This window comes from Flavobacterium collinsii (assembly GCF_946903285.1).
GTDB classification, from domain to species: domain Bacteria; phylum Bacteroidota; class Bacteroidia; order Flavobacteriales; family Flavobacteriaceae; genus Flavobacterium; species Flavobacterium collinsii.
The window spans coordinates 1,585,575-1,598,884 of record NZ_OX336425.1; the positions used below are offsets into that span (position 1 = coordinate 1,585,575).

The 13,310-nt window shown below is 34.6% G+C and carries 8 protein-coding genes; 4 read left to right on the forward strand and 4 right to left on the reverse strand.

The window, feature by feature from the left end:
* Positions 1–71: 71 nt before the first annotated feature.
* Together OGZ34_RS07145 and OGZ34_RS07150 are read right to left on the reverse strand one after the other, a co-directional pair.
* Positions 72–686, reverse strand: a complete 615-nt coding sequence (locus OGZ34_RS07145) for a deoxynucleoside kinase (RefSeq protein ID WP_173966545.1) — start codon at positions 684–686, stop codon at positions 72–74.
* Positions 686–1,504, reverse strand: a complete 819-nt coding sequence (locus OGZ34_RS07150; protein WP_263362588.1) for a hypothetical protein — start codon at positions 1,502–1,504, stop codon at positions 686–688. Before OGZ34_RS07150 ends, OGZ34_RS07145 begins: the two co-directional genes overlap by 1 nt.
* A 224-nt stretch (positions 1,505–1,728) precedes the next feature.
* Here OGZ34_RS07150 and OGZ34_RS07155 point away from each other — a divergent pair, with 224 nt between their 5' ends.
* From OGZ34_RS07155 to OGZ34_RS07165, 3 genes are all read left to right on the forward strand, one after another.
* Positions 1,729–2,643, forward strand: a complete 915-nt coding sequence (locus OGZ34_RS07155) for a GLPGLI family protein (protein WP_263362589.1) — start codon at positions 1,729–1,731, stop codon at positions 2,641–2,643.
* A gap of 31 nt (positions 2,644–2,674) precedes the next feature.
* Entirely contained in the window at positions 2,675–5,362 is a 2,688-nt protein-coding gene (locus tag OGZ34_RS07160; protein ID WP_263362590.1) for a carboxypeptidase-like regulatory domain-containing protein, read from the forward strand.
* A gap of 91 nt (positions 5,363–5,453) precedes the next feature.
* A complete protein-coding gene (locus OGZ34_RS07165; RefSeq protein WP_263362591.1) occupies positions 5,454–7,655 on the forward strand; it encodes a CDC27 family protein in 2,202 nt (733 codons plus the stop codon).
* Positions 7,656–7,715: 60 nt separating this feature from the next.
* On the opposite strand, the gene OGZ34_RS07170 is transcribed toward OGZ34_RS07165, so the two are convergent.
* On the reverse strand, positions 7,716–9,488 hold the full coding sequence (locus OGZ34_RS07170; protein WP_263362592.1) for a DUF4153 domain-containing protein: 1,773 nt from the start codon (positions 9,486–9,488) through the stop codon (positions 7,716–7,718).
* Positions 9,489–9,668: 180 nt separating this feature from the next.
* On the opposite strand from OGZ34_RS07170, the gene OGZ34_RS07175 reads away from it, so the two are divergent.
* Entirely contained in the window at positions 9,669–11,135 is a 1,467-nt protein-coding gene (locus tag OGZ34_RS07175; protein WP_263362593.1) for a M28 family metallopeptidase, read from the forward strand.
* A gap of 407 nt (positions 11,136–11,542) precedes the next feature.
* Here OGZ34_RS07175 and metK read toward each other — a convergent pair whose 3' ends face one another.
* Entirely contained in the window at positions 11,543–12,793 is a 1,251-nt protein-coding gene (gene metK / locus OGZ34_RS07180) for a methionine adenosyltransferase (protein ID WP_173966537.1), read from the reverse strand.
* Between the last annotated feature and the right edge of the window lie 517 nt (positions 12,794–13,310).

The window sequence follows — 13,310 nt, forward strand, 5'->3', positions numbered from 1 at the left end:
ATAAAAAACAAAAAATGCCTCTAAATATTTAGAGGCATTTCTATTGAGGTAAATTTGTGAAATTCGTGTTTCTAGAACAGTCCGTTTAACTCGGCATCAATTCTATTAATGATGTTTCCTAAGTCTTCGGGATTATCTACGAAATTAATATTGTCAACGTCAATAATTAATAATTTTCCTTTGGTATAGGTTTGCACCCATGCTTCGTATCTTTCATTCAAACGGCTTAGATAGTCGATTGAAATAGAATTTTCGTAATCACGTCCGCGTTTATGAATTTGACCTACTAAGTTTGGAATAGAGCTTCTTAAGTAAATTAATAAATCAGGCGCTTTTACTAATGATTCCATTAATTCAAAAAGAGAGGTGTAATTTTCAAAGTCACGACTTGTCATTAATCCCATAGAATACAGATTGGGAGCAAAAATATGAGCGTCTTCATAAATCGTTCTGTCCTGAATAATTTTCTTTCCACTTTCGCGAATTTGTAATACCTGACGGAAACGACTGTTCAGGAAATAAATCTGAAGATTAAAAGACCAACGCTCCATCTGATGGTAAAAATCATCTAAATACGGATTATCAACTACATCTTCGTAATGGGGTTCCCATTTGAAATGTTTAGCCAACAATTTAGTTAAAGTAGTTTTTCCAGCTCCTATATTTCCTGCTATTGCTATGTGCATTACGGTGTTACGATTTTATAATTTGTGATTTCTTTAGCTGTAAAAATAGATAAAATTTGGTCTTTGTAGCAGAATTTGTCAAACGATTTTTCTAAAACTTCAATTTCAGAAAATGCATTTGAGTCCGGGGTAGTAATGTCTTTAAAATACAGCAAATTAGCTTTGCTAAAAATATACTGGTGATTGTTAACGATTTCTATAGCATCAAAATCGGGTACTTTTCCCAAAGCAGTGGTTTTTCCAAAAATAGTACATGAAAACCAATTGTTTTTTTTGTCGATCCAATAAAAAGTATTGAAATCAGTTTGGTAATATTTTATCGTTTCTGTTAAAGGTGTAGAAACAGTTTTGTATTCATTATTCAGATAATCAAAAAGGCCGATTTGCTGATTTAGAGTATTGTAAATCCATAACTGGTTTTGTGTTGACATTCCGATTGCGGAAACAATAATTGGTGTATTGTTCAGGGAAAAATTAATGTCTGTGATTTTATTCAGTTGATTGTCCAGTAAAACAGCTGTGTTGAAGTCTTCATAAAATAAAACTATTTTAAGCGGATTTTGTAAATCGACTTTCGTGATTGTTCCGAGAGAAACATTTTTATATTCAAAAACCTCTTTTCCTTTGATTTTACTGAAGACATTATTTTTAATCTGATAGTAGTAGCCAAAAGAATCATAACCCAGAAACTGATCTGAAGTATTGGTAAAATGAGAAAGAGGCACCGTCTTTATTTTTTGACTTTGCGAAAAAACAGCTGAGAAAGAACAGACCACAAAAAGAAAAGATAAAAGAAATAAATGTGTCGCTCTGTTCATGATGTTTACGTTTCTAAAAGCCAAATTACGAAAAACTACAGTAGAAATGGCGCAAAACACCGAGATTTAGATTTTTGATACTTCAGAAATCATAATTGTCAGGCTAATAGACGATTTTGTCTATAAGATAGAGGAGTTGATATATTTAACTTTCTGTATTTTAAAATAAACAATACATTTGAATATAAGTTTGTTAGACTCTCTCACTTTTTAAAGAAAACACAATGAAAAAAGTAATCTATTATATGTCAATGCTGCTTGTAATCACACAGCTGCAGGCTCAGAAAGAATTTCAGGGAATGGCCGTTTACGAATCGAAAACACAGGCTCCGAAAATGGGAGAAATGCGTGCCAATCGTGATATTACGCCCGAAATGCAAAAGAACATAGAAGAGCGAATGAAGAAAATGCTTGAAAAAACATTTATTCTGAATTTTGACAAATCGGCTTCTATTTATAAAGAAGAAGAAAAGCTCGACGCTCCGGGACAACAGGCAGGCGGAATGCGTGTCATGGTAAATTCGTTTATGGGTGGTGGTGGAACCTTTTATAAAGATGTAAAGGCTAAAACTTACACGGTAGATAAGGAATTTATGGGAAAAGAATTTCTTGTAATAGATTCTCTGCCTAAGCTAAACTGGAAAATGGAGGCTGAAACAAAACAAATTGGAGGATATACCTGTTACAAAGCAACGGCAATAAAAGAAGCCAGCAAAACCGATTTCAGGAATTTCAGACCTAAAAAAGAGGAGGATAAAAAACCTGAGGCGAAAAAAGACGATACGGGAAAAACTTCCGGAGAAACGAAGACCAATTTTGCAGATAATTTCGAAATGCCCAAAGAGATTATTATAACTGCCTGGTACTCGCCGGAGATTCCGGTAAATCAAGGGCCTGAAAATTATTGGGGATTACCGGGGTTAATTTTGGAAGTAAATGACGGAAGAACTACTATTTTATGCTCTAAAATAGTATTGAATGCCAAAGATAAAACAGAGATAAAACCTTCTAAAAAAGGGAAAGTGATTTCTCAAAAGGACTATGACGAAACAGTCATTAAAAAAATGGAAGAATTGAGAGATATGAATCGTGGACGCGAAGGCGGTCCTGGCGGTGGCCCGGTATTGATAAGACGTTAATCTTTAACACATCACTTTTAGTTTTTTTCCAATGAAAAATATATTTGTCTTCGTTATTTTTTTAATGACGTCTCTTTGTGTTGCCCAAACTGTCCGTTTTGACGGTTTTATCCAGGATGAGAAAAAGAATCCGCTGGAAATGGCCAATGTAATGGCTGTTAACACCGTAACCAAAGCTATGGATTCTTACGGAATTACTAATGATAAAGGAAAGTTTCAATTGACATTGAAGCCAAACACCTCTTATTCAATTAAAATCAGTTATCTCGGTATGAAATCGAAAGAAATTGCGGTTTCGACTCACAGTACCAATATCGCTCAGAATATTGTTATGGACGATGCCGGTATTGAGTTGGAGGGAGTTGAGATCGTCCGCGAAATGCCAGTGTCGATTAAAGGTGATACTATCGTTTACAATGCCGATTCGTTTAAGTCCGGCACTGAAAAAAAACTGGAAGATGTACTGAAAAAACTGCCTGGCGTTGAGGTAAATGCCGATGGAGAAATCGAGGTTGAAGGGAAAAAAGTCAGCAAATTAATGGTCGAAGGAAAAGACTTTTTTGACGGAGACACCAAGCTTGGAGTTAAAAATATTCCGGCCGATGCTATTGATAAAATTCAGGTTTTAAGAAATTATAATGAAGTTAAGGCATTAAAAGGTTTAGAGAACGATCAGGACAATGTGGCGATGAATATTAAACTGAAAGAAGGTAAAAAAAACTTTTGGTTTGGTGATGTAACTGCCGGAACTGGAGTTGGAGAACTCGATAGCCGTTATATAATTAATCCTAAACTGTTTTATTACAGTCCGCAATACAGTATTAACTTAATTACCAATTTTAATAATATTGGCGAATTGCCACTTACAGCGCAGGACTACTTTAAGTTTACAGGCGGATTTAAAAACATGATGAAAAAGGGAGGAAGCAATTTTAATGTTTCTTCTAACGATTTGGGAATTTCGATTCTGAGAAACAATCGTGCTAAAGAGATTGAAACGAAATTCGGAGCCACAAACTTTGCCTACTCCATTACAAAAAAATGGAATATTAGCGGTTTCGGAATACTATCTACTTCAAAAACAGATCTGGAAACCAAATCGCAAACCACTATTTTAGATTCGGGAAACGAGCAAAAAAGAGATGAACTGACCCATCAGAAAAATAATTTAGGATTATTTAAACTTAGTTCGAGTTATAAACCCAACGACAAATTTCAGTTTGACTATGATATTCTCACGAAATTATCCAAGCAAAATGAAGATACCAATTTACTGCGGGAATCGGTTGTGAGTAATATTTCGGCTTTAGAGACTATTTTAACCAATAAAAAACAGGACCCGACCTCGGTAAATCAGGATCTGAGTTTGTATTATACCCAGAGCGATAAAAACATTTTTGCTTTTGAAATGCAGCATTTGTATCAGGATGAAAATCCATTTTACAATGCTAATTTGCGCACACAGCCTTTTGATCTGGCGGGCTATACTTTAGGGCAGGATAGAAACGACCTGAACCAGCAGCGATTTGTGAAAACAAATAAAGTAGATGCTAAATTGGATTATTACTATATGGTAACACCAAAAAGCAACATCAATATTACCCTTGGAAGCACATTTTCGTATCAGGATTTTAATTCGCATATTTTTCAGATTCTGGACAATGGTACTAAAAATGATTTGAATGATTCGGAGAATAACAATCAGGTAAAGTACGATTTTAATGATGCGTTTCTGGGGTTTCACTACAAGATACTGGCTGGGAAATTTACCTTGACACCCGGGGTGAGTGTGCATACCTACAACATGAAAAATACCCAATCCGGAACAGATTATTCGCAAAACTTCGTCAAAGTATTGCCTGATTTTTTTGCCTTGTACCAAATCAAAAAATCAGAAACGCTGACCTATAATTTCTCTTTGTCGAACGATTTTACCGATATCAATCAATTGGCTTCGGGTTATGTTTTGTCCGATTACAGCAGTTTGTTTAGAGGAAATCGCTATCTCGAAAATGCCACTTCACAGGTACATTCGCTGCGTTATTTCAAATATAATATGTTTAATTTTGAGAACATTTTTGCCAACGCAACCTATACTAAAAAAGTAGATGCCATTAAAACCAAAGCCAATTTTGAAGGAATTAACCAGTCTTCGTCGCCCTATAATTCGAATCTGGCCGATGAAACTTTTACCGGAATGGGGAATTACGGACGTTCTTTCCTGAAAAATTATAAAGCTTCTGCCAATGCAACTTTCAATTGGTCAAAATTCAATAATATTCAGAACAATATTCTGGCAACAACGGAGAGTTTTAGTCAAAGCTATACCGTAAAAGCTTCAACAAATTATAAAAACTTTCCGAACATCGAATTTGGATATAATGCACTAATTAACAAATATAGCGGATCAACATTTTATACAGATAAGCCTTTTGCCAGATTGGATTATTACTTTCTGAAAAGTTTTTCGTTTGTTTCCGAATATGAGTTTTACCATTATTATAATGGCAATAAAACGGTGGATAACGAGTATGATTTCTTGAGCGCAAGCTTAATTTATCAAAAAAAGGACAGCAAATGGGAGTACAAAATAGCGGCGACTAACCTCTTAAATACAAAATATCTTAATGATGATAGCTTTTCGCAGTTTTCTACAAGAGTTTCGCAATACACGGTACAGCCTCGTTATATTATCTTTTCGATGAAATATAATTTATAGTATTTTAAGTACAAATGTTATATTTTTAGTACTCAATTTCAATTACAATAAGGTATCTTTGCGCGCGATATTAACAACCAAAATTTTAAACATGCGCAATTTTACATGGAGTTTTTTAATGTTTTTTTGTTTAGTTTTTACTTCTTTTTCTCAAACAAAAAGTATTGAAAAAGGAACTTATCTGTCGACGAACAGAGGGCAAAAGATCAAATTAAATTTATTAGAGAATAATAAGTACGAATTAATATTGTATTCGGGAGATTACAGTATAAAGGGAGATTCATTAACTTTCTCTCAAGAGTTGAGCACTGAAGAAGGTTTCGATCTTGCTATGATAAAGGATAAGAATGCAAAAAAAGTTAAAGTTAAATTTATAGATCCTTCTTTTTATCCATTTTATATAGGAACACAAAAAGGAAGTGGGGCAATTCAATATCAAAAACTGTTAGATATTAAGAATGAAATAGATCCGGAATGGAGAGATGCGGATATAGAATTTAACATTGATAGAAGTGATTTTTTGTATTTAGTATTAGAAGGTTCTGAAACCGAAACTAAGCTTTATAAGTATGCTCTGCCGAAGGATGTTGCAGAAGTAACAATTAAATACAATTCGGGTATTGAGAAGGACTTAAAGATTTCCGGTTTTTTGGATAAGAAAACAAATAAACTTCAGATTTCTGATAAAGGAGGGAAGAATCCGTTGTTTTTTGTAAATGAGAAAGAGCAGAAGCCTGAAAGTGAAGTAAGAGTTAGTGCTATTGAGAGTCAGAGCATTCCTAATTGGACCTATCCAGGCAAAGAGTCGTTAGTTGATGAAAATTTTGGCAATGAAGCGGTTTCTACAGATAGTATAGCTGGTGTAGAGGAAAACGATTCTCCGAAGTTCGATTTTAAACTTAAAATCGAAAATAATTTAAAGGATGCTATTGCGGCAACTAAAAATTCAAAAATGAAATTTTTGGTTGTTTATTCAGACGATAAAAATCCTTCCGCAAAAGCCGATTTTGATCAATTTGTGAAAGATAGGGAAGCAGAAATTTCAACTAATATGTATGATGCCTATCATGCTGAATTTGATGTTTTTAATTATTATTTTGCGAGTGCAGATGATAAAAACTGGCTTAAGAAAAATAAGTTTTCAGATACACCCAGTGTGATTGTTTTAAATAATGCCGGTGATGTTCTGACCAGTGTGAAATCTACTTTAGAGGAGGAGAAAGGAGTATTTAATTTTTATAACGGATTTCCAAAAAAGCTTGAGAAAGCAAATGCTTTCTATATTTTTAATAAGGTTATCAGAAATAAAAAAGCGACAGATGCTGATCTGATTGCGGCCTTTAACCAAGCAGCCATTTTAGGGGATTATGACACAGGTTCCGAAACAGAAAATGGAGTAATTTCGACAGGTTTTAAACTGGGTAAGTTTACTTTTGAAAAAAAGAATGTTTTGCAAATTTGGAAAAAAGTAATTGAAAACCATCAAAAAGATACAAAACCGAATATGCTTTTGGTTGAAACGATCCTTAAAGAAATTAATAATCAGGGGTTTTATAAGTTGTTTTTTAATGAAGACAGAGTGTTTAATACTACTGATTTTCTTGCGATTGATTATTTAATTAAGCATTATGATGCGATTGAAGCAACCAAAGGCGAAGAAAAAACAACTATACCGGTGGGTTTTTCTTTAGTAGATCAAATTTCCAACGCTTTGTATACGAATGGTAACGGTTTAGGGGATGAAATTCCTGGTAAAACAAATAAAAATCAGACAATTAAGAGTTATAAAAAGTTAATCGAATCAGGCAAGGGTAGCTTGTTTTTTTATAAAAACTATTTTGCTATTCTGGAAGATGAGCCTGCATATCCGAAAGAATTTAATGGTTTCTTTAATGAATATTTATCGTTAGAAAAAGGCAATCCGTTTGAAAGATTAGACGAATTGTACAATGCACTGGATTCTTCTGGTGAATTTTCTTTTGAAGGATGGAATTCTTTGAAAGCATATTTTTCTGATCTGTGCAATTCAGCAGCCTGGGAAGTTGTTTCAAAACAGGACAATGTTGATTTTGTAAAAAATGCAATTAATTGGTCTGAATACAGTCTGATTGTAATTAAAAACAATCCTTATTATTTAGATACATTAGCACAGCTGTATTATAAAAACGGGCAAAAAGAAAAAGCAATCCAAACTCAGGAAAAAGCATTGCAGTACTCCGGGACAGTTCAGGATGAAGAAACAGTAAGCGAGATGAAAGAAGTCTTAGAAAAAATGCAAAACGGAACATATTAAAATCGAAGTCTTTCGTAAAGTAATACCCCGACAGTTTCCGGTAAACTGTCGGGTTTATTTTTACTGATTTTTGATCTTCACCAGGACCTTTATGTTGTAATAATTTAATGTTTTCTTTTTGTTTTTCAGTGAGCCGCTCGCATTAAGATAAGTAATTAAAATTTTATAATGATCCGTTTCAACTTCCTGATTAATTTTTTTATTCGAATTGTGATTTGGACTGAACTTCGGATTTGCATTCACAAAATCAGTAATTTTTAAAGGAATATTATCCTGATTGATCTTTAAGTTGAGGCCGTAATCTTCAGTTGTGGAGGTAATCGAATAACTCTTGTTGTTAATTTTGATGCAGTCGGTACACTCGAAAGAGTCATTATTGGAAAGGGTGAAAGCCATATCATAACCATGAATATTCTCCACCGTACTTAAGTCGTAGTTGGAATAATAAAATTGTTCACTTTTGTTTTCTTCGCGGGCATAGCTGGATTCATATTCATAGCCTAAAGCTTCCATGATTTCATAATCGCTTGGGTCTTTCTCTTTTTTAAGCAGTGCTTCCAGCTTGGTTTTGGCATAAGGGACCATAATTTCGATACCATAATTATTCGTTAGAAAAGACACAATACTGCTTAGCTCCTGTTGTTGTTTGAAATTTAGTTTTTTGTCGTCTGTTCTCTGCATATAAGTTTCAAATCGGGTCAGCTGACTGTATTTCGAAATCGAATTGGCGCCTTGTGGTCCGGCTATAGAAAACAAACCTGCAAGGCATAAACTTATTGGAATGAACTTTATTTTAGGATGTTTCTGAAAGAGAAAATAGGCCACAACAATTGATAACCATACCGACATTAACAGCACATAATAGCGTTCATGTGTAAATCCGTAAAGATCTATTCGGTATAAAATAGCCCAAAAAAGTAATCCCAATAGCGGAATCAACAGAAAGTAAAACCAACGATTGAAAGTTCGCATCCAAAGATTACCGGTTTCTGTCGCAATAGGATGAACCAATAAAAAGGAAAGGATTCCGAAAATTGCAAACACCAGAACGAGATAAGAAACCCAGCCGACAGGCAGTGAAAGGGTTATTATAATTTTTGCTTCATAACAGATTAGAATAACCAGATAAAGACTTATCAAAGGCAATAGTACAAACTGAGTAAAGTTTTTAAGTCCTTTAGGATAATTCAAAACCAATGGAGCCTGAGGGCTATTAGTCTCGGGAACTCCGCTCAAAAAGAAAGTCGTATTGAAAATTCCGGCAATAATAAAAAAGACATGCAGATAAATATGATCGTAAAAATCAACATTAAAAAGCTTGTCGACGGCCAAAATTGCCAAGGCCAAACCTGAATAAAGCACGATGCTGTACAAACCGGCCGTTAGAATTCTAAGGAAAAGCTGTTTGTTGAATTCCCAAAATTCATCCTGATTATAAGTTCTGGGCAGAAAACCCGCAAATGAAACTAACAAATGGAATACAATATTCAGGACAAAAAACTGCTGTATTTCTACATCCGTTGTGTATTTATGAAAACTATTCACAAACAGAAAAACCAGACTCCCTAAAACGATACTGACTGTAAAGCGCATTATGTTATTTTTTTTAGAAGCGAGGAAAAATAAGCTGATGGAGAGAAATAAAACCAGACACAATGAACAGCTCATTAAAACTTTTTCGTAAAACTCTTTGTTGGAATTATTGTAACGCACTTCATTAAGAATGATGGCAAATATAGTTCCTGAAATGGCGGTGATTATTTCTAACGGAAATCGAAGAACCGTTTTTAGCGTTGCGTTTAGAACATTTTGTAAGGATGGTAGTCTGCTCATTTTTTATCAGATATTTTGTATAAAGTAAAATGAATTGTAAGAGATAAACAAATAAAAATGACAATGCTAAAAAAAGGATGCCGGCATTTTGCTGATTTTGTATTTCAGTAATGTTTCAGAGCCTGAGAAGTGTTTTTTTCTCTTTAAATCACTAAGTTTGGAATACTAAATTTAAAACGTATGAAAAATAAAATGATCCTCGTTTTAATGGCTTACGGAGGAGTAGTTTTTTCGCAGGCGATTAAAAAACCTTTAGTTTCAGCAATTACAGATAAAGACCTCAAAACCGATATGTACCAAATGGCTGGTGATCACTTTAATGGTCGTGAAGCAGGAACTTTAGATGAATTAAAAGTATCAATGTGGTTGGCTAATAAAGCCAAAGAAGCAGGAATGGCTCCTGCAGGTGATGATGGAACCTATTTTCAGTTTTTTGATTTGTACAGGCATCAGGTGACTCCGAATACAAAATTTAAAATTGGACAAAAAGAATACAAGTTGTGGAAAGATGTTTTAGTAGCGGAAACCACGAACATTAAAGTAGATGCACCATTGCTTTATTTGGGTGCGGCTACAAAAGAAGAAATTGAAAAAGCCGATATCAAAGGGAAAGCAGTTGTATTATTAGCATCCAAAGAAGGAATCGCAGACGATATTTCGCTTTTTGACAGACGTTATCCGGGTCTGGTTCGAAACAAATATTACGATCTTGTAGTCAAAAAGGGAGCAACAGCCCTTATTATGGTTGCCGATGAATTGGCAGAGCAAAGCTGGTCTCAGGTGGAACCGCAAATGACAAGGGGAATTTATGGAATTGAAGGTTTTCGTGATAAAATAGGTGGTACAATGCCTGTTTTTTGGGTGCACAACGACCAATTGGAATATTTAAAAAGTACCAAAGATCTATTGTCGACAGAAGTAATTTCAGAAACGTATAAATATCCTTCAGTGAATGTTGTTGGTAAAATTGAAGGAACTGATCCAAAATTAAAAAATGAATATGTTCTTTTTAGCGGACATCAGGATCACGACGGTGTAAGACAAAAGTACGGACAGGATTCTATTTACAACGGAGCCGATGATAATGCGAGTACTTGTGTTGCCATGCTGGCCATTGCAAGAGCCTATAAAAAGCAGCCTGGAAAAAGAACTTCCCTGTTTGTTTTCCATGGTTCAGAAGAGCGTGGTTTGTTAGGTTCAAGATGGTATGCCTCGCATCCTACCGTTCCAGAGAAAGACATTGTTGCGGTATTAAACGGAGATATGATTGGAAGAAACAATGTCAATCAGGCGGCTCTTTTAGGGTCCAGTTCTCCCCACGAAAATTCTTCAGATTTAGTTGCTATTGCTAAAAAAGCAAACGATGAAGGGCCTAAATTTGATTTAGACAAACTTTGGGACAGACCGGAACATCCGGAGTATTTTTATTTTCGCTCCGATCATTTGCCTTATGCCAGAAAAGGAATTCCGTCTGTTTTTTATACCAGTGTTTTACACAGTCAGTATCATACACCGATGGACGAGTCTGAAAACATTGACTTCGTAAAATTGCGCAAAATGACCGAATGGATCTACCGTACAGGCTGGATTTTATCGAATGATGCAGGTCGTCCTAAGACCTTACCAAACGTACAATTAGAGCGTTAGAAAATAGTGGTTTGTGTTGAATTTTAGACGCTGATGACGCAGATTTACTTCGTAAAAATGCGGATCAAAGCGGATTTACTATTTGAAAACTATCGAATTAGCTGAAAATACCAAAAGGCTTTCTAAAATTTTAGAAAGCCTTTTTTTGTTATACCTATTTTCGGATTGGATTATAATTCAAATTGTATACCTACTTTTTTGAATTTTCTTCCAGTAAAGAAGCCAAGAAAAAATTTGTTTTGATCCGCGTTTTTACGAAGTAAATCCGTTTCATCTGCGTTGAATTAAAATATTGATTTTGTCGAATGATACAGCTCGTCAGATATTAAAATAAAAAAACCGATTTCTAAAAATAGAAATCGGTTTTTCTTATACTTAAGACAAATAGTTGTCTAATAATTTAAGATCTATAATCCGAAAGCAGCTTTTACCTGATCAACGAAATCAAGTTTTTCCCAAGTAAACAATTCCACAGTAACTGTTTTTTCGTTTCCGCCCGGAGCAGAGAAAGTTTTAGTTACAGTTTCTGGTTTACGTCCCATGTGTCCGTAAGCCGCAGTTTCGCTATAAATTGGGTTTCTTAATTTCAAACGTTGTTCGATAAAGTAAGGACGCATATCAAAAATAGCTTCCACTTTTTTAGCGATTTCACCATTAGTTAAGTTTACTTTAGAAGTTCCGTAAGTATCAATAAAAATACCCATTGGCTCAGCAACACCAATTGCGTAAGAAACCTGTACTAAAATCTCGTCAGCAACACCTGCTGCTACTAAGTTTTTAGCGATATGACGTGTTGCATAAGCAGCACTTCTGTCTACTTTACTTGGATCTTTTCCTGAGAAAGCACCACCACCATGAGCACCTTTTCCACCGTAAGTATCCACGATAATTTTTCTTCCTGTTAAACCAGTATCTCCGTGAGGTCCTCCAATAACGAATTTTCCTGTTGGATTAATGTGGTAGTTGATTTTATCATTGAATAAGTGCGCGTGCGCTGGATTTTTAGCAATGATTCTTGGAATCAAAATTTCGATAATATCTTTTTTGATCTTAGCAAGCATGGTGGCTTCTTCGTCAAAATCATCGTGTTGAGTTGAGATTACAATCGCATCAATACGAGTTGGTTTATTATCGTCACTATATTCTAAAGTTACCTGTGATTTAGCATCAGGGCGTAAATAAGTGATTTCCTTATTTTCTCGTCTTAAGATAGCTAACTCTTGTAATAATTTATGAGACAAATCAAGTGCCAATGGCATGAAGTTTTCGGTTTCGTTTGTAGCGTAACCAAACATCATTCCTTGATCTCCAGCACCTTGCTCTTCTGGCTTAGCTCTGTCTACCCCTTGATTAATATCTGCTGATTGCTCATGAATTGCCGAAAGAATTCCACAAGAATTAGCCTCAAACATATATTCGCTTTTAGTATATCCAATTTTACGGATTACTTCGCGAGCAATTTGCTGCACATCAAGGTAAGTATTCGATTTTACTTCACCAGCTAAAATTACCTGACCTGTAGTAACCAGAGTTTCACAAGCTACTTTTGAGTCAGCATCAAATGCCAAAAAATTATCAATTAATGCATCCGAAATTTGATCTGCAACTTTGTCTGGATGCCCTTCACTAACAGATTCTGACGTAAATAAATAAGCCATAATAATTTATTAAATTAAAATTAAGCGAGAAAAAATAATTGCTAAAAAGGGCTAAAGGAGAATTTCTGCTTTAGCATTTTTTACTACCGAAATCTATGTTTCAGTACCCATAACGAACCGTTTCATTATGAAGAGGTTGCAATCAGTTCAAATTTTTCCTCTGTATTCGCGTGCAAAGGTATAAAACCATTTTGATTTGCAAATTAAACTTTTCATTTTTTTGATTTTAGAAGCAGAAATTTAACATATCATACTATTTTGATAGGGTAATAGAAATTATTTTGGTTTTTGTTTGGCCGATTAAAAAATAGTTCGCAAATTTGCCCCATCAAAATAAAACAAAAAATGAAATTAACGATTTGCAATATGTCATGTATGATGCCGGAGCCTTCCGCAGAGACACTGTTGTAGTTTTTTTTAAAGAAATATACATATAGAACCTCTGCCACTCGCAGGGGTTTTTTTGTTTCAAAAAGAAACCGGATTGTAAATCACTTTTTAAGTCAGAAAACAATAT

Coding starts and splice junctions, on each gene's coding strand:
- OGZ34_RS07165 (WP_263362591.1), top strand. CDS start 5,454: ATGCGCAATTTTACATGGAGTTTTTTAATGTTTTTTTGTTTAGTTTTT.
- OGZ34_RS07160 (WP_263362590.1), top strand. CDS start 2,675: ATGAAAAATATATTTGTCTTCGTTATTTTTTTAATGACGTCTCTTTGT.
- metK (WP_173966537.1), bottom strand. CDS start 12,793: ATGGCTTATTTATTTACGTCAGAATCTGTTAGTGAAGGGCATCCAGAC.
- OGZ34_RS07170 (WP_263362592.1), bottom strand. CDS start 9,488: ATGAGCAGACTACCATCCTTACAAAATGTTCTAAACGCAACGCTAAAA.
- OGZ34_RS07155 (WP_263362589.1), top strand. CDS start 1,729: ATGAAAAAAGTAATCTATTATATGTCAATGCTGCTTGTAATCACACAG.
- OGZ34_RS07150 (WP_263362588.1), bottom strand. CDS start 1,504: ATGAACAGAGCGACACATTTATTTCTTTTATCTTTTCTTTTTGTGGTC.
- OGZ34_RS07145 (WP_173966545.1), bottom strand. CDS start 686: ATGCACATAGCAATAGCAGGAAATATAGGAGCTGGAAAAACTACTTTA.
- OGZ34_RS07175 (WP_263362593.1), top strand. CDS start 9,669: ATGAAAAATAAAATGATCCTCGTTTTAATGGCTTACGGAGGAGTAGTT.